Raw genomic sequence first — 23,376 nt, forward strand, 5'->3', positions numbered from 1 at the left:
CATCACAAAATTAACCTGCAATGAATAACCCCTGAATTCCTTGTAAGCTGTGGTTTTAAAGGTTTTTTTAGTTTAATACCCCCATGGGGGTATGCTTGTGTAAGGCTGTGACTAAGCCGCCAGGGAAAACTGAATTAAATACCTATTTATGGTTGTCAGGATTAGCAGGCTGGCGGCTTTTTGTTTAATTTTTGTTTGTCACCCATAGGGTGGTGGGTCAGAGCAATGGGTGACAGCTAGCCGTTCAGGAGTGCGAGGGGTTGCCAACACAAGCTGGTGTGCGTGGTGCCTTACCCTTCTCCTGCCACTCGCTTGCCGTGTAGGTATGCAGTGCAAGTGCATGGACAGCGCCGGCCAGTTCATCGGCCAGGATGGCGTTGACCTGACGATGGCGAGAGAGAAGGCGCTGACCCGCAAACTGTTCGCTGACGATCACCACCTTGAAGTGGCTCTCAGAGCCCGGCTCCACTCGGTGCATGTGGCTCTCGTTGATCACTTCCAGCAGAGTGGGGGAGAGGGCTGCCGTCAGCTTGGCTTCAATCAGTTGTTGGATGGTCATAGGATCAGCTTCCAGAGTGAATGTCGGGCCATTCTATCGGCTGTCTAGGTGTGGAATAAGCCCCCGCAAAAGGAAAATCGCCTGCTATCCGTTCATTGGCACGCTCCGAACTGGTGAAATTCCTGCTCCTCGCTAGAATAGCGCCACTTTGCGTCGCCCCTGGCGCCTGTATCCATGAATCAAGCCGAGGTTGGACTCTTCCTATGCAAACCCTTCTCGACACTCCCCATTGCCAGCTCACGCTCTACCGCTATCCGCGCCAGAGTCAGGAGACCCTGCAAGCCTGGGATGCGGCTGACGAATATCTGATCAACACTCTGGCGGAGTCCCCCCTCGAGCAGGCGGGCCACGTCATCATCATGAATGACGGTTTTGGCGCGCTTGCCGCCTATCTGCATCCGCACTCCCCCTGCTGTGTCACCGACTCCTACATCAGTGAGCGGGCTACCATGGCCAATTTGGCCGAAAATGGGCTGGATACGAGCGGGATTACCTTGCAGGATGCGCTGGCACCGCTGCCCGATGCTCCTGCGCTGGTGGTGATCAAGGTCTCCAAATATCAGGCACTGCTGGAGCAGCAACTGCTGGCGCTGCGGGAGGTGGTGACACCGGCAACCCGCGTTATCGCTGCCGGCAAGGCGAAGGATATTCATACCTCCACCCTCAAGTTGTTCGAGAAGTATCTGGGGCCTACCCGTACCTCGTTGGCCTGGAAGAAGGCGCGTCTCATTCACTGCGAGCCGCAGGCAGAACGCCCCGCGCTGGCCAACCCCTTCCCGACTGTCTGGCCGTTGGAGGGGAGTGGCATGCTCATCCACAACCATGCCAACGTCTTCTCGCGCACCAGTCTCGATATCGGTGCCCGCTTTATGCTGGACAACCTGCCCATCCACAGTGCCCGCAAGGTGATCGATCTGGGCTGTGGCAACGGGGTGTTGGGGTTATCGCTGCTCGCCAAAGACAGCGAGGTGGAGGTGACCTTTATCGATGAATCCTATATGGCGGTCGCCTCGGCACAGCTCAACGTCGAGCACAATCTGCCCGATGCTCTGCCGCGTGCCCGCTTTATGGTCAATAACTGTCTCGACGGGGTGGCGGTAGGTTCGGCGGATCGGATCCTCTGCAACCCTCCTTTCCATCAGTTACAGGCGATCACCGATCATATCGCCTGGCAGATGTTCAGCGATGCGCACCGGGTGTTGCCTCAGGGGGGTGAACTCTGGATAGTAGGCAACCGTCATCTGGACTATCACAACAAACTCAAGCGCTTGTTTGCCAACGCACAAGTCGTTGCGTCGAACAGCAAATTCGTTATTTTGAAAGCCATCAAACGCTAAAGCCAAAGGAAACCATGATGAAAAAGTCACTCTTGCTGCTGGCCGCCCTGATGCTGGGCGGGTGTGCCACTCATTGGCCGGAGACAGCGCTGCTCAATCCGCAGGTGATCCCCGCCAACCAGCAATACTACTCTGGCAATCGCATCACCATGGAAGGGGTAGACAAGCGTGAGGCTGCCTACGTCTTCTCCATCAAACATAAAGAGAAAGCCCCCGTGCTGGTCAACAGCGAGCGTCCGCTCAATCTGCTGATGGCCGAACGGCTGGCTGAAGGACTGCGTAGTCAGGGTCTCGAAGTGGGCAACAGTGGCACCACCAACCTGACGCTGGTGATCTCCAACGCCGCAGTCAATGTGGAAGAGAAGACCTTTACCTATGTCACCAAGTCCCGCGTCAGTCTGCAGGTGATCGCCGATTTCCAGGGCAACCGTCTGACCAAGCAGTTCAACATGTCTTCCAGCAAGGAGAGCCCGAGCGAGCCAAGCATGGCCGATCTCGAGTCTACACTGAACCTGCAACTGGGTAGCGTGCTGCAGCAGATCATGGCGGATGATGCGCTGCGCGGTTACCTTAAAGGTCAACCGAACGGCGCAGGTGTCTGATGATGAAAAAACTCTGGTTGCTGGCCATGTTGATCGCCCCGCTGGCGTTCGCGGGCCCGAAAGTGAGAATGGAGACCAACCACGGCAATATCGTGGTGGAGCTGGCGTCCAAGCAGGCGCCCCAGACGGTGAAAAACTTTTTGCGCTACGTGGCTGATGGCAGCTATGACGGCAGCATCTTCCACCGGGTGATCCAGGATTTTGTGGTGCAGGGGGGGGGGTATAACCAGCAGTTCCAGCAACTGCCAACTTATGAGCCGGTGGTCAACGAGTCGCGTGGCGGTCTGCCCAACAAGCGTGGCTCCATCGCCATGGCTCGCACCCAGGCGGTCGACAGCGCTACTCGCCAGTTCTACTTCAATCTGGTCGACAACAATAACCTCAACGCCGGTGGCTCTGCGGGTTATACCGTGTTCGGTCAGGTGGTTCAGGGGATGGAGGTGCTGGACAAACTGGCTCAGGTACAGACCGGTTACAGCCCCATTTTGCGTGCCAACGATGTGCCGACCAGCCCTGTCATCCTGAAGAAGGTAGTGTTGCTGGCGGAAACCCCGGCGGACAAGAAAGCCGGCAAGTAACCCATCGCCGGATGCGGTATGTCACCGTGATCCCGTCGCGCCACCATGCAAGGCTCATCCCGTTCGGGATGGGCCTTTTCTCTGGCCGGGCTTCTTGTGTCTATCTCCTTACCCGCCTTGGCTATCTGCCATCAACCTGCCAAAATGACGCACTTTTCCAAAGTCGTCAGGTAGTTGAATATGATCCGCACACCGAGTTGGCGGGAATCGCTCGCTGTTTATCTCGAAGCCCGAGTACTCATTCTCTTTGCCATGGGCTTTTCATCGGGTCTGCCGCTGTTGCTGGTATTTGGCACCCTCTCATTCTGGTTGCGCGAGGCCGATGTCAGCCTGACCGATATCGGTTACATGAGCTGGGTGGCGCTCGCCTACGGCTTTAAATGGATGTGGTCTCCGCTGGTGGATCGCATGCCATTACCACTGCTTTCGAGACTGCTGGGGCGTCGTCGTAGCTGGATGCTCTTCTCCCAACTGCTGATCGCTGGTGCGCTGGTCGGTATGGCACTTTGTGATCCCAAGAGCGGGTTGACTCATTTGGCCTTGTTCGCCCTGCTGGTGGCCTTTGCCTCGGCGACTCAGGATATCGTGATCGACGCCTATCGCATCGAATCCGCGCCCGAGCGACTGCAGGCTGCGATGGCGGCCTCCTACATGACTGGCTACCGGTTGGCGATGATCATCGCCGGTGCCGGCGCATTGGCGCTGGCAGCCTGGTTTGGCAGCAACAGCGGCTATGACTATCGTGGCTGGCAGATCACCTATCTGGTGATGGCCGGTCTGATGTCACTCGGGGTGATTACCACGCTGTTCTGCCATGAACCTGATATCGATCTGGCCGGTCAGGGCAGACAACAGGCAGAGCGCAAGGCACTGCTGCAGGAAAAGGGGTGGCCCGCCCCCTTGGCAAGTGCCGGAGCCTGGGGTTATGAGGCGGTCTGGAGTCCGTTTGCCGACTTCTTTCGCCGTTATGGTCGCTCGGCGCTGCTTATCCTGTTGCTTATCGCCTGTTACCGGATTGCGGATGTGGTGATGGGGGTGATGTCCAACAGCTTCTATGTGGATATGCAGTTCAGCAAGACCGAAGTCGCCACTATCACCAAGGTGTTTGGCGTTATCATGACGCTGGTGGGGGCGGCACTGGGGGGCGTGCTGGTGATGCGCTTTGGCACGCTGCGGATCCTGTTTCTCGGGGCGCTGCTCACCGCCAGCACCAATCTGCTGTTTGCCCTGCTCCATCAGGTTGGTCACAACCTGGAGCTGCTGACCCTGATCATTTCGCTCGATAACCTCAGCGCCGGCATCGCCACCGCAGCTTTTGTGACCTATCTCTCCAGCCTGACCAATGTGGCGTTTTCAGCGACGCAATACGCCCTGTTCAGCTCGGTGATGTTGCTGCTGCCCAAGTTGTTGGCCGGTTTTTCGGGGCAGGTGGTGGAGCAGATTGGCTACAGCGCCTTCTTTGTCGGCACCAGTTTGTTGGGCTTGCCCGTGTTGTTGTTGATTGTGCTGGTCGCCCGTAAAGGGGGTGAGTTGTTCTCAGTTGCTGACAAATAGCAAGCGTTTGCGTAGAATCGGGGGTGATTAGATTCACACTTCCGGATAAAGTTCCCGAGAAGTTGTTTCACCCCCAATTTTATTTGATTAGAATTCCTCTCGCTCCTTGTGGGCAGGCTACGGAAAACCTCAACTAACGCACAAGAGACCAATAAAATGGCCAAATTTACCAAGACTCTGATCGCTACCGGTCTGCTGGCTGCTGCCGCAACTCCAGCCTTTGCTGCTGACTACAGCGGTGATATCCACAAGAATGACTACAAGTGGATGCAGTTCAACGTCATGCACACCATCGACCAGCGCCCTTTCACTACCGGTGAAGAGGACTACAACGATACCTATTTTGAGATGGAGTTCGGTGGTCGCTCCGGCCTGTTTGACCTGTACGGTTACGTCGACGTATTCGATATTTTCGACTCCCGTCACAGCAATAAACACCATGGTCAGAACCTGTTCATGAAGTTTGCACCGCGTATGTCTCTGGATGCGCTGACAGGTAAAGATCTCTCCTTTGGTCCTGTGCAAGAGCTTTACATTGCCAACCTGAACAACGTTGGTGACAAGCAGATGGAAAACCAGCTGGGTCTGGGTGCCGATGTGATGGTTCCCTGGTTTGGCAAGGTTGGCATGAACCTGTATGCACGTCACGCCACCGAGAACCAGTTCTTCACCGAAGAAGAAGGTGAGTGGAACGGTTATCAGTTCTCCATGAACTGGTTCAAGCCTTTCTATACCTTCGGCAATGGCAGCTTTGTCTCCTACCAGGGTTATCTGGATTATCAATTCGGCCTGGATACCCATGACCGTGCTGACCGTACCAGCGACAACCTGGCCACCTTCCACGGTATCTACTGGCACTCCGATCGCTACGCGGTTGGTTATGGCCTGAAGTATTTCATGGATGCCTACGGTACCAAAGATGGCTCCAAAGCCTACGACGGTACCCCGTGGAAGAGCACCGGCTTCAGCCACTACTTCTCTGTTACCTACAAGTTCTAATAAAACTTGGGGAACAAAAAACCGGAGCATTTGCTCCGGTTTTTTTATGCTCGGACGATTAAAGAAGAGGAGAAGGGAGAGCCCTTCTCTCCCATCATCAGTCGCGGAAATTCTGAAACTGCATCGGTTGGCCCAGGTCGGCGCCACGGACCAGTGCCATGGTCTCTTGCAGATCGTCACGCTTCTTGCCGGTGACACGTACTTCATCACCCTGGATGGCGACCTGTACCTTGATCTTGGAGTCCTTGATCAGCTTGACCAGCTTCTTGGCGATCTCTTTCTCGATCCCCTGTTTGAACTTGACGGTCAGGTGGAAGCGTTTGCCGGAGTGAACGGAGTCACCCACTTCCATGGAGCTGTTTTCGATGTTGCGCTTGAGCAGGGCGCCGCGCAGAATTTCAACCATCTGCTTGAGCTGGAAATCGGCATCGGCTTCCAGTTTTACCTCTTCCTTGTTCAACTCGAAGCTGGCTTCTACCCCACGAAAATCGAAACGGGTGGCCAGTTCACGATTAGCGTTGTCGACAGCGTTCAACACCTCGTTCATTTTGACTTCAGAGACAATATCGAATGACGGCATAGCCGAAGCTCCTCATGTTGCGTTATCGGGGGCCAAATCTACCAGAAATACGGCAAATTTGCTGATTTTGATGGGAGTGCTCTGCTAGAATCCCCTGCGCACAGGAAGATTGGACCCGTTAGTGTCCGTTCGCGCTATTTTTCATTTATTCCCGGTAACAGGTTGAGAGGATTGCAACCCTTACCCTGACAGAGTCACATCATGCCAAGCGGATTAAAAAATTCCCGACAACCCGTTATGCCACCTGCAGCGCCCAAGTGGACACTGCTCGGGTGCGGAGCTCTCGGCGGCGTTTTTGCCTCCCTGTTGACCATCAGTGGTCAATCCACTCGAGTCTTGTTGCGTGAGCATCATCAATCTACCCTGCACCCCGGATTTGACTTTACTTCGCTGGAGGGGCAGGTACAGCTGCTCAATATCGAACGTGCATTTGCCAGCCAGCCGGGAAAAATCCAGCGTCTGTTGGTGATGACCAAGGCCAGTCAGGTGGTTGGCGCCCTAGCTCCACTGGCTGGCAATCTGGATGCTGGCGTGCCGATCGTACTGCTGCACAACGGGATGGGGATTGCCGAGAAGGTGGTCCAGATGTTCCCGCATAACCCGGTGATTGCCGGGGTGACCAGCCATGGTGCCATGAAAGCGGGCCATTTCGTGTTTCGTCATACCGGCAAGGGGGAAACCTGGTTGGGGCCATTTAACGAGGCGGCCAAGGCTCATGCATCACTGGCAGATGAGTTGGCGCAGGCATTGGGTCAGGCGGGTTGGGATGAGCAGATAGTGGCACGCCAGTGGCAAAAGCTGGCCATCAACTGTGCCATCAATCTCCTGACGGCCCTCTACAAGCTGAAAAATGGCGAGCTGGCTGGCCCCCGTTTTGCCGATGCCCTGCAGCAGATCTGCGTGGAGGTGGCGGATGTGATGTGCGCCGAAGGAGTTGCAACAACGGCAGAGGAGTTGCTGCGTCGGGTGATGACAGTGGTGGAACTGACCGCTGACAATTACTCCTCCATGCATCAGGATATGGAGCTGGGACGCGAGACCGAGATTGAGGCCATCACCGGCTTCCTGCTGGCCAAGGCTGCCCGGCATGGCATTGCCGTACCGGTCAATCAGGGTCTCTATCAGGCGATTAAAGAGAAGAGTCAGGCCGTCTGATCTTTTACGAGCAAGCAGCAAGGAGGCGAACGTGAGTGTACTGGTGCTGGTGGCCCCCGGGTCGGAAGAGATAGAGACTGTTGCGATTGTCGATACCCTGGTGCGCGCCAGCATCGAGGTGGTGCTGGCCTCTTGCTGCCCTGCCGGGTCTCGGCAGGTGAAGGCATCGCGCGGGGTACAGCTGGTGGCCGATTGTCATATCGGCGAGCTGACCCATCGGGACTTTGAAGCCATCGTGGTGCCTGGCGGTTTGCCCGGCAGCGAAGTGATCCGCGATACCCCGCTGGCCATCGATCTGCTCAAAGAGCAGGCCGCTCTTGGCCGCTGGCGTGCAGCCATCTGCGCCGCCCCTGTGGTGGTGTTGCAACATCACGGCCTGCTGGATGGTGCCATCGTCACCTGTCATCCCGGCTTTCAGCCCCGACTACCGACATCGCAGCTGTCACATGAGCGGGTAGTCAGGGATGAGGCTCATCGCCTTATCACCAGCCAGGGGCCGGGCAGTGCCATCGAGTTTGCGCTTGAACTGGTCCGGGTGCTGCGTGGGGATGAAGTGGCGGCCACTGTCGCTGGCCCTATGGTTCTGCCTTGAGCGCACTCTGCTGCAGAATCAAGCTGGCCATGCTTTGAAAAACGGGCCCCGATCATCTTGATCGGGGCCCGTTTGTTATCTGCCGTTGTCGGTCACGCCATCTTGTCCGGCTCAGTAGTCGTACTGTGAGCACTGTTTTTTGTTGTACTCAGTTTTCCAGCGTGCCAATTCTTGCTCTGTGCCGAGCTTGTCTCCTTTCTTGATGGCCTGTTCCAGTATCTCAATCCGGTCGTACAGCCAGCGGCACTCTGCCGTCGGGTTGTTCTTGCCGATGCCGGTCAACGGTAGCAAACAGAGTCCCAACCAAAGATATTTCATCCCGAACGCTCCTTGTCATTGTGGTAGTAAAGGTCTCCTTGGAGTCTACTATTTTAGCCGCAACGAGAGAGATAGAGCTGCGGTTATCCTTGGGGTAAGATGATGCCATGTCTGTTTATTTATACAGTGGTATGCGCAAGATCATCCATATCGACATGGACTGCTTTTTTGCCGCGGTGGAGATGCGGGATAACCCCGCATTGCGGGAAGTTCCGCTTGCCATCGGTGGGGCGTCCGAGCTGCGCGGTGTCATCTCGACCTGCAACTATGTGGCGCGCCGGTTCGGGGTGCGCTCCGCCATGCCGAGCGCGCTGGCGAAAAAACTCTGCCCACCGCTGGTACTGATCCCGGGGCGAATGGCGGTGTACAAGGATATCTCCCGTCAGCTCAGGGCCATTTTCCTGCGCTATACCGATCAGGTTGAACCGCTGTCGCTGGATGAGGCTTACCTCGATGTGACCCATAGTCGCTGTTGTGGTGGCAGCGCCACCCTGATGGCGCAAGAGATCCGGCAAGCCATCGTCACCGAACTGGGATTGACCGCTTCGGCCGGGGTCGCCCCCAACAAGTTTCTCGCCAAGCTCGCCTCGGAGCAGCGCAAGCCTGATGGTCTGTTTGTCATTCGTCCCGACGAAGTGGCCGAATTTGTCTGTCAGCTGCCACTCGGCAAACTGCCCGGGGTGGGGCGCAAGACTGCCGAGCGGCTGGAGGCGCAGGGGCTATACACCTGCGAAGATGCCCGAGCCTTGTCGGCAGAGGAGTTGTGCCGTCGCTTTGGCAAGCTGGGCGAAATGCTGACGACCCGTATCTGGGGGCTAGATGAACAGCCGGTGCAGGCGCACCGGATCCGCAAAACCATCGGGGTGGAGACCACCCTGGCAAGCGATCTCTGTGACGAAGAGGCCTGTCTGAAGGTATTGCAGCAACTGCTGCCTGAGCTGGAACGGCGATTTCAGCTGGCGTGTCCTGCCGAGCAGGTGATGGGGCAGGGGATTAAACTCAAGTTTGCCGACTTCCATCAGACTACCGTCTATCGCAGCCAGGGGGGCTATCAGGCCGCATTGTTCACACCACTGCTCAAGGAAGGGCTGCTGCGGGCGCAAGGGCGTTCGATACGTCTGCTGGGACTGGTAGTCGGGCTACCGAAGGAGGGAGAAGTAAACCAACTCTCGCTGGATTTGCTATGAGATAGTTAAGTTTTTGTTTATAAAGTCGATAATCTACCTGTATCTGCATGAAGTAGGAATATTGGCATGAATGCTCTTTCTGTCCAGGGACGGATTACCCTGATCGCCGGTTGCTGTCTGTTGGTCACGGCCGCTGCGCTGGTCACCTCCTCTATTTATAACGCGAGCAAGATGCAGTCCCAGGTGCGGCAAGCCACCATGCATGAGGCACAGCTGTCAGCCGAAAACAGGATGAAAGCGATGGGGTCAGAGCAGGCCGCCAAGGTGACCAGCTATCTTGATGAAGCCTATTTTCGTGCCAGTCTGCTGGCCGAGAGCGTGCTGTTCCAGCGCAAGAATGCGGCCGACAACTTCGTTCATTCGGAGGCGCTGCGCGGGGCTATCAATCAGCAATTGCACGATGCGGCAGCCTCATCGACCAACCTGCTCGGCGTCTATGCGGTATTTGAGCCCGATCAGCTGGATGGGGAGGACAGCAACTATCAGGGCTCTACGGAACTGGGCTCAAATGACGAAGGACGCTTCTCCAGCTATTGGGCCTATGACAATGGCCAGCTGGTGCCCGAGGTGCAGAATGAGGATGTGCTGACTGACGAGAGCCCGACCGCTGCCGGTGGGGTTGAAAACGAATGGTATCGCTGCAGTATACGTACCCGGGCCCTCTGTCTGCTGGAACCTTATCTCGATGATGTTGGCGACAACAAGATACTGATGACCTCGGTGACAGTGCCCTTGCTGGAGCAAGAGCACTTGCTGGGGATGGTCGGTGTCGATATCTCTCTGACCACCTTGCAGAATCTGGTCTCTTCCATGGACAAGGAGCTCTATGACGGCAAGGGAAAGATATTGTTGGTCAGCCACGATGGGCGTGTGACCGGGGCGGACGAGTTCGCCGTGACGCCGGGCGAGAAACTTGCTCAAACCAATCAGGAGCTGGCTGGTGAATTGCGAGGGTGGCTTGCTCAGGGTAAAGAGCTGACTCGCTGGAGCCGTGACGGTTCCCTGCTGCAGACCTTTGTCCCGGTCTCCATGCGTGGCACCGACCGTAAATGGGGCATCTACATTGAACTGCCACGGGCCGTAGTGCTGGCCTCGGCCCAGCAACTGCAAGATGAGCTGGCCAGTGAGGCCAATCGCAGCGTGGTCTCGCAACTGTCGATCGGGGTGCTGATCTCGCTGGTGGCCCTGAGTTTTATCTGGTTGATGGCGCGCCAGATTGTGGCGCCCATCCGCGCCGTGGTTGCCCGCCTCAAGGATATCGCCAGCGGTGAGGGGGATTTGACCCAGCGTATCGAGATCCAGCGGCAAGACGAAATCGGCGAGCTGGCCAAGTGGTTCAACAGCTTCCTCAACAAGTTGCAATCCACCATCAGTCAGGTGATTGATACCGTCTCCGGTACGCGCAACAGTGCCGAGCGAGCCGCGCAAGTGGCCGAGCGCACCAGCAGTGGCATGCAGGCCCAGTATCAGGAGATCGATCTGGTGGCGACGGCATTTGAGGAGCTGAGCGCCACCGCGTTGCAGGTCTCCGGTAATGCCGGCTCGGCGGTGGCGGCTGCCAACACCACTGATGCCGCGGCGCAAGAGGGCAAATATGTCGTTGCCGACACCCAGGAGGCGATGCGCAAGCTGATGACCATTATCAACGATGCCCAGCCGGTGGTGGAGCGGCTCTCCGCCAACAGCGACAACATCAATGACATTCTTATCGTGATCCAGGGAATTGCCGAGCAGACCAACTTGCTGGCGCTGAATGCGGCTATTGAAGCGGCGCGGGCCGGTGAGCAGGGCCGTGGCTTTGCCGTGGTGGCCGATGAGGTGCGCAATCTGGCGGGTCGTACCCAGAATGCCATCGTCGAGATCCAGACCCTGATCAGCCAACTGCAATCCGGTACCGGCGCCGTGGTCAAGGCGATCCGCGATGGTCATGGACAGGCTGACGAGACGCTTGCCAAGGTGGATCTCTCGGTGCAGGTGCTGGAGCAGATTATCCAGTCGGTCTCCACCATCCATCAGATGAACGAGCAGATTGCCCGGGCGGCGCAGGAGCAGAGTCGGGTAGCAGACGAGATCAACCGCAACGTCAGCAACATTCGAGATGTGAGCCACACCATCCGGGCCGAGGCGGCGACCTCCGCCGAAAATGGTCGCGAGCTCTCTGCGCTGGCGGATAAACAGCAGCAGCTGGTGGGGCAGTTCAAGGTATAGAAGGGATGAAAAAAGGCGCCATCCAGCTGGAGGCGCCAAACACATTCAGATGACAGACTGGGTCAAACCGGTGAGATTTGAGCCCCTCTTCCCGCAGAGGAAGAAACACAACACCACAATCACAGTCGAAAGACTCACTAAAAACACATGTAAACCAACACGTAGTAGAAAATGTGAGCCATATGACGACTGATTGCTGGGCGAATTATGTTTATTCACTGGTCGACCCGCAACCGACAAATTATAATGCGCCCCATTAGAAAAACTCATCGTCGGCTGGTGTCATGTCTCGTCGTTTACCCCCGCTCAATGCCCTCAAGGCCTTTGAAGCAGCGGCTCGTCACTTAAGCTTTACCCGCGCAGCAGAAGAGTTGTTTGTGACTCAGGCTGCCATCAGTCACCAGATCAAGGCGCTGGAGGAGTATCTTGGCATCAAGTTGTTCCGCCGCAAAAACCGTTCCTTGTTGCTGACCGAAGAGGGGCAGGGCTATTTTCTGGATATCAAGGACATCTTTGCCTCCATCTCGGAAGCGACCGACAAGCTGCTGGCCCGCAGTGCCAAGGGGGCGTTGACTGTCAGTTTGCAGCCGAGTTTCGCCATCCAGTGGCTGGTGCCGCGGCTGGTCAAGTTCAGCGAGCGCCACCCCGATATCGATGTGCGGATCAAGGCGGTCGATCTCGACGAAGGGTCGTTGACCGACGATGTAGATGTGGCCATCTATTACGGGCGCGGCAACTGGCCGGGTCTGCGCTCGGACAAGCTGCATACCGAGTACCTGATCCCGGTCTGCTCCCCCTTGCTGCTGACCGGGCCCAAACCGCTGCGTACGCCGCAAGATTTGACTCTTCATACCCTGCTGCACGATACCTCCCGCCGCGACTGGAAGGCCTGGTTCCGCCAGCTCGATATCGATGCCCCCAACGTCAATCAGGGGCCCATCTTCAGCCACTCCACCATGGTGATCCAGGCGGCGATCCACGGCCAGGGGGTGGCGCTTGGCCACAGCGTGCTGGCTCAGCCCGAGATTGAGGCTGGTCGCCTTATCTGCCCGTTCGAGCAGGTGCTGGTGAGCAAAAATGCTTTCTATCTGGTGTGCCAGGAGCAACAGTCGGATCAGGGCAAGATCGTTGCCTTCCGCGACTGGATGCTGGAGCTGGTGGAGCAGGAAGAGGCGCGTCGCAGGGCAAGGCTCGCCGATGCCTGATGTGATCCGCGAGGGGGCAATTGATGCCCCCGTTCGCATTTTGCTGGCCCACGGGGCAGGTGCAGGGATGGATCATGCCTTTCTTACCGAGTTGTCACGCCTGCTGGCTGGCCCCGACAGCGAAGTGGTGCGCTTCAACTTTCCCTACATGACCAGGCGAGCCCAGGATGGCAAGCGCCGCCCACCTGACAGGGTGCCTGTGCTGCTCGCCCATTGGCGCGACATGATCCGCGAGTTTGCCCATCCACGGCTGTTTCTGGCGGGCAAGTCGATGGGCGGGCGGATGGCGGCGGAACTGTATCGTGAAGGCGAGGGTGAGATGAATGCTGCAGGATTGCTCATTCTCGGGTATCCTTTCCACCCTCCGGCCAAGCCCGACAGCTGGCGAGGCGAGGTACTCAAGCATATTGCAGTGCCAACTCTGCTGTTGCAGGGGGAGCGCGATACCTTCGGTAGTCGCGCCGAACTGGCCGATTTCCCCTTCTCACCCGCCGTATCGGTCCATTGGTTGACCGATGGTGATCATGGTTTCAAACCGCGAAAAGCCAGTGGCGTGAGTGAGCAGGAGAATATGCAGCATGCAGCTGCGGCCATCAGCCATTTTGTGGCCCGGCATGGATAGCACGATAGGGTTGGTTTTATTGCCAGCCGTGATGAGAGAGGGATTGTGAGGATGCAGATCCATCGACATTGGCTGATACTGGCCGGTCTCTTCGGGTTGACGGCCACCATGCTGGGGGCTTATGGCGCCCATGGATTGGCGGCGACCGGCATTACACCCGAGCGTCTGGCGGCATTCAATACCGCCGTGCAATATCAGTTTTTTCACGCATTGGCCCTGCTGGTTCTGGGCTGGTGTGATGTGCGTAGCAAGGTGATCCAGCTGGCTGGCACCGCTTTTGTGCTGGGGATCATCGGATTCTCCGGCAGTATTTACGCCATGGTGCTGCTTGGCAGCAAGGGGCTGGGGTTGATTACTCCGGCCGGTGGCCTCTGTTTTATGTTGGGATGGGCGGCCCTGATCTGGGCTGGCTGTCGTCTTGGAGGAAAAAATGAATAATCTGCTGCTTTATTGCCGCCCCGGTTTTGAGAAAGAGGCGGCTGCAGAGATCACCGAGCGTGCCGGTAACATGCAGTGCTACGGTTTCGCCCGGGTCAAGGACGACAGCGGTTATGTGATCTTCGAACTGTATGACGAGGAGCAGGCGGACCTGCTGGCTCGCAAGCTGCCATTCCGGGAGCTCATCTTCATCCGCCAGATGCTGGTGGTCACCCATGAGCTGAAGGATCTGGATGTCGCGGACAGGATCTCCCCCATCCTTGAGGCGGTGAGTGACTACACCATTTGCGGTGATCTGCGGGTCGAAACCGCGGATACCAACGAAGCGAAAGAGCTGTCGGCCTTCTGCCGCAAGTTCACCGTGCCGCTGCGTCAGGCGCTGCGCAGCAACGAGATCCTGACCAAGAAGGAGACGCCAAACCGTCCGGTGTTCCACGCCTTCTTCATGGCCAATGATCACGTGTTGCTGGGCTACTCCTATTCGTTCAACAACTCCGGATTCCACATGGGGATCCCGCGCCTGCGCTTCCCGGCCGATGCGCCGAGCCGCTCCAGCCTCAAGCTGGAGGAGGCGTTTTACGTGTTCGTGCCGCGGGAAGAGTGGGATGTGCGTCTCTGCTCAGGCATGAAGGCGGTGGATCTGGGCGCCTGCCCGGGTGGCTGGACCTATCAGCTGGTGCGTCGTGGCATGATGGTGACGGCGGTCGACAACGGCATGATGGCCCAATCCCTGATGGATACCGGTCAGGTCAAGCATATCCGGGATGACGGTTTCGTCTGGCGTCCGAGCAAGAAGAACACCTACTGGCTGGTGTGCGACATGGTCGATAAACCGGCGCGGGTCGTTCACATGATTGCGGACTGGTTCCGTGAGGGTGACTGCCAGGAGGCGATGTTCAACCTCAAGTTGCCGATGAAGAAGCGTTATGCGGAATCGGTACACAACATCGAAGTGCTGCGCGAGATGCTCAAGGAGATCGACAACGCGTTCGTGATCCAGGCCAAGCAGCTCTATCACGATCGAGAAGAGATCACCGTGCATGTTTACAACAAGTACTGGGTCTCCAAACTCGAGCCCAAGGCGTGATGTAGCCGTTCAGCCCGTACGATAAATACCAAGACCGACAGGGAACCCTGCCGGTCTTTTGCTATTCAGGGCTCGAAAAATCAGAAACGGTAATCGAGGCGCAGGGAAGATTCGTCGTCGGTCACCTTGATCTCTATCTGCAGCGGGATGGTTTTGTCGACCGGATTGAATTGCATCTTTATCCCGTCTCCTCTCAGCCTGAGGGCGGTGTTCATTCCGCCAGCCTTAAACTTGACCTTGGGTCTGAAGCGTTCGACCGACAGACTGACGCTCTTTTCCGGGGTCAGATTGAGCTGCGGGTAGGAGGTGATCTTTTGATTACCAAAGTTGTCGGTGGAGACTTCAATACCAAACGACAGGGGTTTGGGCGCTTTTAGCAGGTCGTTGGTATTCAGGCTCGAGCGCCATACCTCGGTGGCAGTCCGTTTTTCCTGCTGTGGCAGTTTGGCAGTTTGGGTCTGTTGATCCTGCTCGAAAGCACTTGCAGTACCACACACCAGCATCAGACCCGAAACCAGATAGCACCCGTATCCCTTCATGAAAAACACTCCCTGTTCTTCTTCTCTATTGAACATAGTTGCTGTTCGGGGAGTGGCAAAGGATTCGGAAATATAAAAAAGGGAGCCGAAGCTCCCTTTTAAAATCAATGAATTAACTCACAGGCGATCGATGATGGCCTGGGTGAATTCGCTGGTGGAAGCCGTGCCACCCAGATCGCGGGTGACCCGATCACCGGATTCGATGGTGGCTCGTACCGCCTCGCGGATCCGCTCTGCTTTATCCTGCATGCCGAGGTACTCCAGCATCTGGATGGAGGCTAGGATCACCGAGGTCGGGTTGGCGATATTCTTGCCTGCGATATCCGGTGCCGAGCCATGCACCGCTTCGAAGATGGCGGCGCCATCGCCGATGTTGGCACCCGGCGCCATGCCAAGGCCGCCGACCAGACCGGCGCAGAGATCCGAGAGAATGTCGCCGAACAGGTTGGTGGTGACCATGACATCGAAACGCTCCGGGTACATCACCAGATTCATGCAGGCGGCATCGACGATCATCTCTTCGCTCTGGATATCCGGATAGTGGCTGGCGATTTCACGGGCTACTTCGAGGAACAGGCCGGAGGTCGACTTGAGGATGTTCGCCTTGTGGATGATGGTGACCTTCTTGCGCCCTTCCTGACGAGCCAGCTCGAAGGCGAACTTGACTATGCGCTCGGCCCCTTCGCGGGTGATGATGCTCATCGCCTCGGCGCTCTTGTTGTCATCACTGCGCTTTTGCCCAGCGCCCGAGTACATGCCTTCGGTGTTTTCACGCACAGTGATGATGTCGATGTTGTCGTAACGGCTTCTGGTGCCCTTGAAGGAGATGACCGGGCGCACGTTGGCGTAGAGGTTGAACTTCTTGCGCAGGGAGACGTTGATGGAGGTAAAACCGCCGCCGACCGGTGTGGTCAATGGTCCTTTCAGGCTCACCTTGTTCTTCTCAATCAGATCCAGGGTCGCCTGGGGCAGCAGCTCGCCATGCTTTTCGAGGGCAACCAGACCCGCATCAGCGTATTCGTACTCAAAGTCACAGCCCGCATGGGTCAGGATCTGGATGGCTGATTCAATGATGCTGGGGCCGATGCCGTCGCCGGGGATCACGGTAATTTTTCTTTTGGACATGAGAGGGTTCCACTTCCAGGGTATAGGGGAGGATGGGGCTGCTTTATAGCATTTACTCAGCAAACCAACCACATTCCTTTACATTCTACTCACTTTCATCAACAGCGAGGGTGAGTCTCGTCATGGTTCGCGCCCTTGCTTGCATTTTTGTTCGGCCATTTAGTCCGGCTGGGGCGGGTAGCGGATGTCCCGCAGGTTGAATCCCAGCGGAATATCCCGCTGCAAGCGCACCAGCCGCTGGGCCAGCAGGGCCTCATCCTGATGCTGGCGCAGCTTGAGCAGTGGCTTGGCGGCATCCTCTTGCTGGCAGGCTTCGAGCATGGCTGCCAGGTTGCCATATTGCTGCAACAGCTGGGTGGCGGTCTTGGGGCCGATCCCCGGAACCCCCTTGATATTGGAACCGCTGATACCGGTCAGGGCCCAGAAGTCGACCAGCTGATTAGGCGCTACCCCATATTGCTGCTGGACGAAGGCGGCATCCAGCCAGCGTTTGTTGAAGTAGTCGCGCACCCGGATCTGCGGGCAGATCAGTTGGCAGAACCCCTTGTCGGTGGAGATGATGGTCGCCTGATGGCCATGGCTGGCGATGCCGCTGGCGAGGGTGGCGATAAGGTCATCCGCTTCATCGGTCTCGGAGAGCAGAGCGTCGACCCCGCACTCCCAAAAGGCACCCTGCAGGGGCGCCAACCCCTCACGCAGTTCAGGGGGCATGGGGGTTCGCCCCTCCTTGTAGGCCGGATAGACCTCCTTGCGCCAGCTGTGCACCTCGCCATCAAACACGGCAATGACATGGGTTGGCTCGCTATTGGCCAGCAGCTTGCGGCAGGTATTGATAAGGTTGGCGCGGGTTGCAACCAGCGCCTGGGCAGGGGTCAGTGCCTGCTGGGCCTGTACCGCGTGCAGACGGCGAATGAGGTTGAGAGCATCGATGATGAGCAGGTGTGGCCGGATAGTTGACATGGGGCACTCTTGGCGGTCGGGACGCCCCATTGTAACAAACCGCTCGCCTTATGGGGGATTGATGGCGGTCGGGAAGGCATAGCGCCAATAAAGAGGGGCGCCGATGCGCCCCTCTGTCGATGATGTATCTGTACCCTAGCGGACGATTTCGTAGCAAGGCACATACTGACTGCCCGGCAGCTTCATCCGCTGCTGCTTGACGAAGCTCTCCAGCAGCTTGTCCATCAGGTGCATCAGCTCCTTGTCGCCGTGCAGCTTGAAGGGGCCCTTCTTCTCGATGGCGCGAATGCCCCCTTCCTTGACGTTGCCGGCGACGATGCCGGAGAAGGCACGACGCAGGTTGGCGGCCAGCAACTGGGGCGGCTGGTTGCGGTGCAGATCCAGACTGGCCATGCTGGCGTGATCCGGTTCGAAGGGGAGCTGGAACTCCGGCTCAATTTTGAGGGACCAGTTGAAGGAGTAGGCATCACCGACCGATTTGCGGTATTCGCGGATTTTCGGCATCGCCTCCTTCATCACTCGGGCCACTTCCGGTGCATCGCCAACAATGATCCGGTAGAGCTTGGTCGCCGGTTCACCGAGGGTCGCCTTGATGAAGTCGTCGATGGCTCGGAAGTAGTCGGCACTCTCTTTCGGGCCGGTCAGGATGATGGGCATGGGTTGTCGTTCGTTGGCCGGATGCATCATGATGCCGAGCAGATAGAGCAGCTCTTCGGCGGTGCCGACCCCGCCCGGGAAGATGATGATGCCATGGCCCAGACGCACGAATGCTTCCAGCCGTTTCTCGATATCCGGCAGGATCACCAGCTCGTTGACGATGGGGTTGGGCGGCTCGGCCGCAATGATGGAGGGCTCTGTGAGGCCGATGTAGCGCCCGTTGCGCACCCGCTGTTTGGCATGGCCGACGGCGGCCCCCTTCATCGGGCCCTCCATGGCTCCCGGGCCGCAACCGGTACAGATGTTCAGCTCACGCAAGCCCAGCTCGCTGCCCACGGCGCGGGTGTACTGGTACTCGATCTCGTTGATGGAGTGGCCACCCCAGCAGACGATCAGGTTGGGATCGGCGCCAGGCAGGATCACCTTGGCGTTGCGCAGGATGGCGAACACCACGTTGGAGATATGAGTCGAATTGGTGAGGTTGACCAGTCGGTTCGATTCAAGCTGGTTGGAGACATAGAGAATGTCGCGCAGCACCGAGAAGAGGTGCTCCTGAATACCACGAATGATCTCGCCATCGACGAACGCGTGCTCGGGGGCGTTGAACAGTTCCAGCTTGACCCCGCGCTCGCGCCGGATCACATGAATGTCGAATGATTTGAAGCGCTCCAGGATCTCCTTGGAGCTGTCGGTATGGCTGCCGGAATTGAGCACCGCCAGCGAGCAGTTGCGAAACAGTTGATAGATATCGCTGGAGGCAGTCTGCTTGAGGCGATCCACCTCAAGCTGTGACAGCAAATCCATGCTGCCGACGGGATTGATGTGCGTAATCATAGGTTCCCCTTTACTCACTTGTTATCGTTGTGTTTTTTCCCTGGGGAGAAAAGGGATGCCATGTTGCATCCCCTGAGTTTGATAGTAGTGGCAACGGAGGGGGGAGGGAAATAGGGCGACGACTGTTCGCTGTTTTTTTAGTCACCACTCAGGCCAGTGTCACTTGATCCCGACCTGCGTTCTTGGAGTGGTAGAGCGCTCTGTCCGCCCGTTCGAACACATCGGAGGGGTTGTCACCATCCTTGAACAGGGTTGCGCCGATGGAGATGGTGATCTCCACCTTGGCATCGCGAAAACGGAACGGGATGCTCTTGATGGTCTGGCGCAGGGTTTCCAGCGGCTTCTGGAACTTGTCCGGGTTGATATTGGGCAGCAGCACCACGAACTCTTCGCCGCCGAAACGGGCGATGAAGTCAGTGTCACGCAGGGCGCTCTGCAGCGCTTTGGCAACAACCTTCAACGCCTTGTCACCGGCCATGTGGCCATAATTGTCATTGATGTTCTTGAAGTGATCGATGTCGATGATCGCCATGCAGAGCGGAGTGCGGTAGCGAAGCCAGCGTTTGAACTCCTGCTCCAGCCGCTCGTCGAGGGCGGCCCGGTTGTGTACCTGAGTCAGGCTGTCGAGGAACAGCTTGTGCTTCTGAATGGTCAGCCGCTTCTTGTATTCTGCGGTCTCATCCTTCATCAAGCGCAGCTTGGACTCCATGGTGGAGAGGCGGGTGAGCAGGTGACGCTCCCGTGCTGCGGTACTTTCCCGTTCTTGCAGCAGCAGATTGATGGCGCCCATATGGCCGGAGATGGCACGCTTGAGCGCATCGATTGAGTTATGGCTGGCCAGGGAGTGGTCGATCGCCTGCAGTTCGCAGACCAGAGCTTCGCGGGTTTCACGGGTTTCATTTTGTAGCGCACGCCCCTCATCGAGGGATTCGGTAAAGCCGACATGCACTGCTGACAGGCTCTCGTTGAGGGAGCTGAGAAAGGCGCGGGAGGCTTTGCGCTCCTCGCGGGTGCCTTCGATGATAAGTTCGATGACCTGCATACAGGTCTCTGCCAGCATGGCAGGATTGATGCCGATCAGCAGTTGACGGCGGATATCCCCGAGGCTCTCGCCAATTGAACCGGCGAAATCAAGTTCGGTGATCAGCCGCTGCAGTTCGTCTGCGATACGCGCATGATCTTTGAGGTCAAACGGCTCAACATCAGGTTGGGGTTCACAACCGGGCTCGCTCTCTTGCTGTTGGGGCGCTGAAGAGCCGGACAGTGGCTGGCTTGGCAGCAGCTGGATCTTGATCGCCTGCTGATAGAATTCAAGCAGGCGGATCACCTTCTTTTGATGATCGGCAATACCATAGCCGGCGGGGCTTTTCAGAAATTCCTTGAGGGATTTTCGGGCCTCTTCCGGGAAGCCCTTGATGGTTTTTAGCTGTTTTGAGCCAAGATCAATGGCTGCCTGGGTCAGGGTGAGCGACTCTTCCAGTGCATTGCTGTGCTGCTGCAGCAACTTCTCGATGGCAAGTAGCTCTGCATCCAGCGAGGTGAATGCGGGATTGCTATCCAGTCTCTGCTTGAGCTTGGCGAAGCGATTGTCCAGCTCACGATCGAAGCCGCGGCAAGAGAGCATCAGCTTGTTGATAAACTGGATGCCACGAGCTCGCTCTGCATCGGAAAAGGAGAGAACGCCGTCGAGCTCCAGCTGTTTTTGCTGGAGGGATTCCCTGAGCCTGGCCAATTGTCCTGCTACGGCAGCGATGTCATTCATTATCAGGTCGCCCTGTTGTCATTATTGTTTTTGGTGTTGGATAGCAACAGTGGCCGAACCCGAGGTTGAGTGTCGTCTGTTATCTATTATTTGCCGGCTGGCCTTCAGCCGCTTGCATCCTTGCGAGGCTGGGCCAGTTAACCCATTGCTTTTCATGAGAAGAATTGACTTTTACCAGCCCCTTGTCAATTGCCATCAAGCCGCATTGCCACACATCCCCATTAAAAAATGCAGCCTGCTGGCAATCGATGGCGGCGAGCTCCAACCAGGCGTTTTGCCGGTATTTTTCACTGAGCTGAATGGCTCCCGAAAGGGCGAGATAGCAGAGGTCGAACAGGCCATTGTGATCGAGCGCGGTCGCCGCCTTGGGCAGGAAGGGGTGGCTGACAATCCCCAGGCTTATCTGGCGATCAAGCTCGTATTGGCAAGGGAAGGCGGCGATTGCGGTTAGCAGGTCTCCCGCAAGTTGATGCAGGTTGGTCACGTGGCGCTGTGGCACCACATACAGCATGTGCCCTTCCCGCAAGTCATAGATACGGCCATCTTGCGGGGTCAGGGTATCCATATAGATGCCGAACGCCTGCTCGATTTCACGGCTGGCCTGATAGCCGTGGCGCTCCAGCGTATTGACCAGGAAGGGTACCCGGAACAGCAGATAGTGCAGCTTGTCATCGAATTCACTGTGCTCTTCGCTCAGATACCAGCGCTCCGATTTCAGCTGGCGTTTTGCCATCTCCCGCGGCCAGCGATTCATCAGCCGCTGCCAGTTGGCAAGTCCGGAGCGGGGTTCGATCAGCAGGGCCTCGCCAGTGCGTTTCAGTTGCAGACGGGCGGTACGCAATTTTAGCCAGAGGGTGAAGAAGAGGTAGATGAAGAGCGCCAGCAGCAGGCTGGTGGTAATGCTCGACCAGAGATAGCGCTCCTGCTGGTGCTGGCTGTTGTTAAGCTGCTGCTCCAGCTCCTTGATGTGTTGTACCCGTTCAACCTGGACATAGTTGTCGCGGATCGCAGCCTGCTCCTGATCAATTTCCTGCTGGCGAACCTCTTCTCCCAAACGATGGAAGCGCTTGTAACTGTCGAGGGCCTGGTGCAGGTATCCCTTCTGCTCATACGCAAGTGACAACAGGCGGAATACTTCGTACTGGCGGCGAGTGTCGCCTACCTGATTGGCCAGTGCCCGGGCATTTTCCAGCTGCAGGATGGCGATGGCCGCCTCCTGCTTCTTCAGATAGAGCTCGCCGAGCAACAGCAGGGTATCGATCAGCGGCTCTTTGGCATCGCCCAACTCGTGGGACTGCCGGGCTGCATTGAGGTAGTTGCCGGCCAGCGAGAGGTTACCGCTTTGCAGATAGGTTTTGCCAATCTCGTACTTGAGCAGAGAGGCCTGCGGCCGACTGCTTCCCTCATCGAGCAAATCCAGCGCATTGAAGAAGTAGACCAGCGCCATATTGAGGTCGCCCTGATCACGGTTGAGTCGGGCCAGCACGATAAGTGAGTCGCATAGCAGTGACGGATTGCCGATGGAGTGAAAATAGTTGGCCGCTTCATTGGCATATTGCAGCGCTTTCTGGGGCTCCTGCTCTTGCTGATAGAGTTTGACTATCTGGTTGGAGAGCAAGCCGAGAAAGAGCGGGTCGTTGAGATTCTTGGCCTGCTGCTGGGCATCGATATATTCACCCAATGCCAGCTGGGGTTGTTGCAGCACACGATAAAGGTCGCCGCTGATGGCGCTGACCCAGGCGCTGGCAAGAGGATTGGCGGCTTTGGCAGCCCAGATCCTTGCATCCGCCAGATGGGTCTTGGCGTCTTCAAGATGCTGATTTTCAATCTCGTAGCTGGTGCGTTGCAGGCGGCTATAGATCTGTAACTGGCTCTGTTTGAGGTCGGGACGGGCCAGCTGTTCGTCCAATTGTTCCAGCAGGATACGGCTGTTGTTCTGGCCATCTTGCCTTAGCCCCTGGCTACGGATTTTGAGATAGAGGGCGTGGGCCTTGAGTTCGGGTTGGCGCTCTCTCTCCGCCAGCTCCATCGCCTTGTCGAGGGTTTGCTGGGTAGCTTGATATTGGCCAAGCTGGATTCGGCACTCCCCTTCAAGCAGGTGTGCTCCGATGGTTTGCGAAACGGTGCTGTAGCTGAGCAGAGGCTCGCGATAGCCGAACTCCTGACGATTACTGATGATTTGCTGGGGATTCTTGGCCGCACGCGTCAGAAAGGCGGAGGTGATCTGAACACATCTGGCAGGGTCGGTCAGCACCAGTGATTGGGCCTGTTGCAGATCCAGGGATAGTTGCTCCTTGTCCAGATCCAGATTTGGAGCGGACAGAGAAGACATCATCATAGCCAGAAAAAACAGTTGATTCATTGGATTAAGGACGGCGCAGAGGTGTTGGCATGTTATCCAAGCCCACCCCTGCGAGTCCAGCGTTTACTGATGGTGTGCTCAGGCTCCTTTGTAGCCGGATGCATCAAGGCGCCAGC

The 23,376-nt window shown here is 57.1% G+C and carries 22 protein-coding genes; 13 read left to right on the top strand and 9 right to left on the bottom strand.

Annotated elements, in window-relative coordinates; all coding sequences use genetic code 11:
* Positions 1–244: 244 nt before the first annotated feature.
* The gene (locus G5533_RS08875; protein ID WP_227341207.1) at positions 245–559 is read right to left on the bottom strand and encodes a BolA family protein; all 315 of its coding nucleotides are present in this window, start codon (positions 557–559) and stop codon (positions 245–247) included.
* 203 nt (positions 560–762) lie between these two features.
* Here G5533_RS08875 and G5533_RS08880 point away from each other — a divergent pair, with 203 nt between their 5' ends.
* The 5 genes from G5533_RS08880 (at position 763) to G5533_RS08900 (ending at position 5,629) form a co-directional block, all read left to right on the top strand.
* Positions 763–1,896 carry a methyltransferase gene (locus G5533_RS08880; RefSeq protein WP_227341205.1) on the top strand — a complete coding sequence of 378 codons (1,134 nt, stop codon included), beginning with the start codon at positions 763–765 and terminating at the stop codon, positions 1,894–1,896.
* Between the two features lie 17 nt (positions 1,897–1,913).
* A complete protein-coding gene (locus G5533_RS08885; RefSeq protein WP_005349692.1) occupies positions 1,914–2,498 on the top strand; it encodes a YajG family lipoprotein in 585 nt (194 codons plus the stop codon).
* A gap of 2 nt (positions 2,499–2,500) precedes the next feature.
* Positions 2,501–3,076: a peptidylprolyl isomerase gene (locus tag G5533_RS08890; protein WP_216954445.1), complete on the top strand. Its 576-nt coding sequence runs from the start codon at positions 2,501–2,503 to the stop codon at positions 3,074–3,076.
* Positions 3,077–3,250: 174 nt separating this feature from the next.
* Positions 3,251–4,630, top strand: coding sequence for an AmpG family muropeptide MFS transporter (locus G5533_RS08895; RefSeq protein WP_421205914.1), 1,380 nt, complete (start codon positions 3,251–3,253; stop codon positions 4,628–4,630).
* A 156-nt stretch (positions 4,631–4,786) separates the two neighbouring features.
* The gene (locus G5533_RS08900) at positions 4,787–5,629 is read left to right on the top strand and encodes a nucleoside-specific channel-forming Tsx family protein (protein ID WP_216951901.1); all 843 of its coding nucleotides are present in this window, start codon (positions 4,787–4,789) and stop codon (positions 5,627–5,629) included.
* Positions 5,630–5,726: 97 nt separating this feature from the next.
* Here G5533_RS08900 and G5533_RS08905 read toward each other — a convergent pair whose 3' ends face one another.
* Entirely contained in the window at positions 5,727–6,209 is a 483-nt protein-coding gene (locus G5533_RS08905; protein ID WP_216951900.1) for a YajQ family cyclic di-GMP-binding protein, read from the bottom strand.
* A gap of 201 nt (positions 6,210–6,410) precedes the next feature.
* On the opposite strand from G5533_RS08905, the gene G5533_RS08910 reads away from it, so the two are divergent.
* Together G5533_RS08910 and G5533_RS08915 are read left to right on the top strand one after the other, a co-directional pair.
* Positions 6,411–7,364: a ketopantoate reductase family protein gene (locus G5533_RS08910; protein ID WP_441254705.1), complete on the top strand. Its 954-nt coding sequence runs from the start codon at positions 6,411–6,413 to the stop codon at positions 7,362–7,364.
* Between the two features lie 31 nt (positions 7,365–7,395).
* On the top strand, positions 7,396–7,956 hold the full coding sequence (locus G5533_RS08915; protein ID WP_227341200.1) for a DJ-1 family glyoxalase III: 561 nt from the start codon (positions 7,396–7,398) through the stop codon (positions 7,954–7,956).
* Between the two features lie 111 nt (positions 7,957–8,067).
* Here G5533_RS08915 and G5533_RS08920 read toward each other — a convergent pair whose 3' ends face one another.
* Positions 8,068–8,274: a hypothetical protein gene (locus tag G5533_RS08920; protein WP_005338629.1), complete on the bottom strand. Its 207-nt coding sequence runs from the start codon at positions 8,272–8,274 to the stop codon at positions 8,068–8,070.
* 131 nt (positions 8,275–8,405) lie between these two features.
* Here G5533_RS08920 and dinB point away from each other — a divergent pair, with 131 nt between their 5' ends.
* The 6 genes from dinB (at position 8,406) to rlmM (ending at position 15,021) form a co-directional block, all read left to right on the top strand.
* Positions 8,406–9,461, top strand: coding sequence for a DNA polymerase IV (gene dinB / locus G5533_RS08925; RefSeq protein WP_227343092.1), 1,056 nt, complete (start codon positions 8,406–8,408; stop codon positions 9,459–9,461).
* 66 nt (positions 9,462–9,527) lie between these two features.
* Positions 9,528–11,669: a methyl-accepting chemotaxis protein gene (locus G5533_RS08930; protein ID WP_441254706.1), complete on the top strand. Its 2,142-nt coding sequence runs from the start codon at positions 9,528–9,530 to the stop codon at positions 11,667–11,669.
* Positions 11,670–11,953: 284 nt separating this feature from the next.
* Positions 11,954–12,874, top strand: a complete 921-nt coding sequence (locus G5533_RS08935) for a transcriptional regulator GcvA (RefSeq protein WP_005338622.1) — start codon at positions 11,954–11,956, stop codon at positions 12,872–12,874.
* Positions 12,867–13,496: an alpha/beta family hydrolase gene (locus G5533_RS08940; RefSeq protein WP_421205917.1), complete on the top strand. Its 630-nt coding sequence runs from the start codon at positions 12,867–12,869 to the stop codon at positions 13,494–13,496. Before G5533_RS08935 ends, G5533_RS08940 begins: the two co-directional genes overlap by 8 nt.
* A 51-nt stretch (positions 13,497–13,547) precedes the next feature.
* On the top strand, positions 13,548–13,934 hold the full coding sequence (locus G5533_RS08945; RefSeq protein ID WP_421255610.1) for a DUF423 domain-containing protein: 387 nt from the start codon (positions 13,548–13,550) through the stop codon (positions 13,932–13,934).
* A complete protein-coding gene (gene rlmM / locus G5533_RS08950) occupies positions 13,927–15,021 on the top strand; it encodes a 23S rRNA (cytidine(2498)-2'-O)-methyltransferase RlmM (protein WP_005338617.1) in 1,095 nt (364 codons plus the stop codon). Before G5533_RS08945 ends, rlmM begins: the two co-directional genes overlap by 8 nt.
* Positions 15,022–15,101: 80 nt before the next feature.
* On the opposite strand, the gene G5533_RS08955 is transcribed toward rlmM, so the two are convergent.
* From G5533_RS08955 to G5533_RS08980, 6 genes are all read right to left on the bottom strand, one after another.
* Positions 15,102–15,560: a hypothetical protein gene (locus G5533_RS08955; RefSeq protein ID WP_005349721.1), complete on the bottom strand. Its 459-nt coding sequence runs from the start codon at positions 15,558–15,560 to the stop codon at positions 15,102–15,104.
* A gap of 117 nt (positions 15,561–15,677) precedes the next feature.
* Positions 15,678–16,685, bottom strand: coding sequence for an isocitrate dehydrogenase (locus G5533_RS08960; RefSeq protein WP_005349723.1), 1,008 nt, complete (start codon positions 16,683–16,685; stop codon positions 15,678–15,680).
* Positions 16,686–16,844: 159 nt separating this feature from the next.
* Positions 16,845–17,645, bottom strand: a complete 801-nt coding sequence (xni, locus tag G5533_RS08965; protein WP_441254707.1) for a flap endonuclease Xni — start codon at positions 17,643–17,645, stop codon at positions 16,845–16,847.
* Between the two features lie 135 nt (positions 17,646–17,780).
* Positions 17,781–19,136, bottom strand: a complete 1,356-nt coding sequence (gene ppnN / locus G5533_RS08970; protein WP_019445906.1) for a nucleotide 5'-monophosphate nucleosidase PpnN — start codon at positions 19,134–19,136, stop codon at positions 17,781–17,783.
* Between the two features lie 148 nt (positions 19,137–19,284).
* Positions 19,285–20,898: a GGDEF domain-containing protein gene (locus G5533_RS08975; protein WP_421205920.1), complete on the bottom strand. Its 1,614-nt coding sequence runs from the start codon at positions 20,896–20,898 to the stop codon at positions 19,285–19,287.
* 79 nt (positions 20,899–20,977) lie between these two features.
* Positions 20,978–23,260, bottom strand: a complete 2,283-nt coding sequence (locus G5533_RS08980; RefSeq protein WP_266134129.1) for a hypothetical protein — start codon at positions 23,258–23,260, stop codon at positions 20,978–20,980.
* Positions 23,261–23,376: the final 116 nt, after the last annotated feature.

It is taken from the genome of Aeromonas sp. A600620, assembly GCF_029479985.1.
Classification (GTDB): Bacteria; Pseudomonadota; Gammaproteobacteria; order Enterobacterales; family Aeromonadaceae; genus Aeromonas; species Aeromonas veronii_A.

Excerpts from the sequence above, each read along its gene's own strand:
- G5533_RS08940 (WP_421205917.1), top strand. The coding sequence starts at position 12,867 with ATGCCTGATGTGATCCGCGAGGGGGCAATTGATGCCCCCGTTCGCATT.
- G5533_RS08930 (WP_441254706.1), top strand. The coding sequence starts at position 9,528 with ATGAATGCTCTTTCTGTCCAGGGACGGATTACCCTGATCGCCGGTTGC.
- dinB (WP_227343092.1), top strand. The coding sequence starts at position 8,406 with ATGCGCAAGATCATCCATATCGACATGGACTGCTTTTTTGCCGCGGTG.
- G5533_RS08960 (WP_005349723.1), bottom strand. The coding sequence starts at position 16,685 with ATGTCCAAAAGAAAAATTACCGTGATCCCCGGCGACGGCATCGGCCCC.
- G5533_RS08890 (WP_216954445.1), top strand. The coding sequence starts at position 2,501 with ATGAAAAAACTCTGGTTGCTGGCCATGTTGATCGCCCCGCTGGCGTTC.
- G5533_RS08935 (WP_005338622.1), top strand. The coding sequence starts at position 11,954 with ATGTCTCGTCGTTTACCCCCGCTCAATGCCCTCAAGGCCTTTGAAGCA.
- G5533_RS08905 (WP_216951900.1), bottom strand. The coding sequence starts at position 6,209 with ATGCCGTCATTCGATATTGTCTCTGAAGTCAAAATGAACGAGGTGTTG.
- rlmM (WP_005338617.1), top strand. The coding sequence starts at position 13,927 with ATGAATAATCTGCTGCTTTATTGCCGCCCCGGTTTTGAGAAAGAGGCG.
- G5533_RS08920 (WP_005338629.1), bottom strand. The coding sequence starts at position 8,274 with ATGAAATATCTTTGGTTGGGACTCTGTTTGCTACCGTTGACCGGCATC.
- xni (WP_441254707.1), bottom strand. The coding sequence starts at position 17,645 with ATGTCAACTATCCGGCCACACCTGCTCATCATCGATGCTCTCAACCTC.
- G5533_RS08875 (WP_227341207.1), bottom strand. The coding sequence starts at position 559 with ATGACCATCCAACAACTGATTGAAGCCAAGCTGACGGCAGCCCTCTCC.
- G5533_RS08980 (WP_266134129.1), bottom strand. The coding sequence starts at position 23,260 with ATGAATCAACTGTTTTTTCTGGCTATGATGATGTCTTCTCTGTCCGCT.
- G5533_RS08975 (WP_421205920.1), bottom strand. The coding sequence starts at position 20,898 with ATGAATGACATCGCTGCCGTAGCAGGACAATTGGCCAGGCTCAGGGAA.
- G5533_RS08880 (WP_227341205.1), top strand. The coding sequence starts at position 763 with ATGCAAACCCTTCTCGACACTCCCCATTGCCAGCTCACGCTCTACCGC.
- G5533_RS08900 (WP_216951901.1), top strand. The coding sequence starts at position 4,787 with ATGGCCAAATTTACCAAGACTCTGATCGCTACCGGTCTGCTGGCTGCT.
- ppnN (WP_019445906.1), bottom strand. The coding sequence starts at position 19,136 with ATGATTACGCACATCAATCCCGTCGGCAGCATGGATTTGCTGTCACAG.
- G5533_RS08945 (WP_421255610.1), top strand. The coding sequence starts at position 13,548 with ATGCAGATCCATCGACATTGGCTGATACTGGCCGGTCTCTTCGGGTTG.
- G5533_RS08955 (WP_005349721.1), bottom strand. The coding sequence starts at position 15,560 with ATGAAGGGATACGGGTGCTATCTGGTTTCGGGTCTGATGCTGGTGTGT.
- G5533_RS08885 (WP_005349692.1), top strand. The coding sequence starts at position 1,914 with ATGAAAAAGTCACTCTTGCTGCTGGCCGCCCTGATGCTGGGCGGGTGT.
- G5533_RS08910 (WP_441254705.1), top strand. The coding sequence starts at position 6,411 with ATGCCAAGCGGATTAAAAAATTCCCGACAACCCGTTATGCCACCTGCA.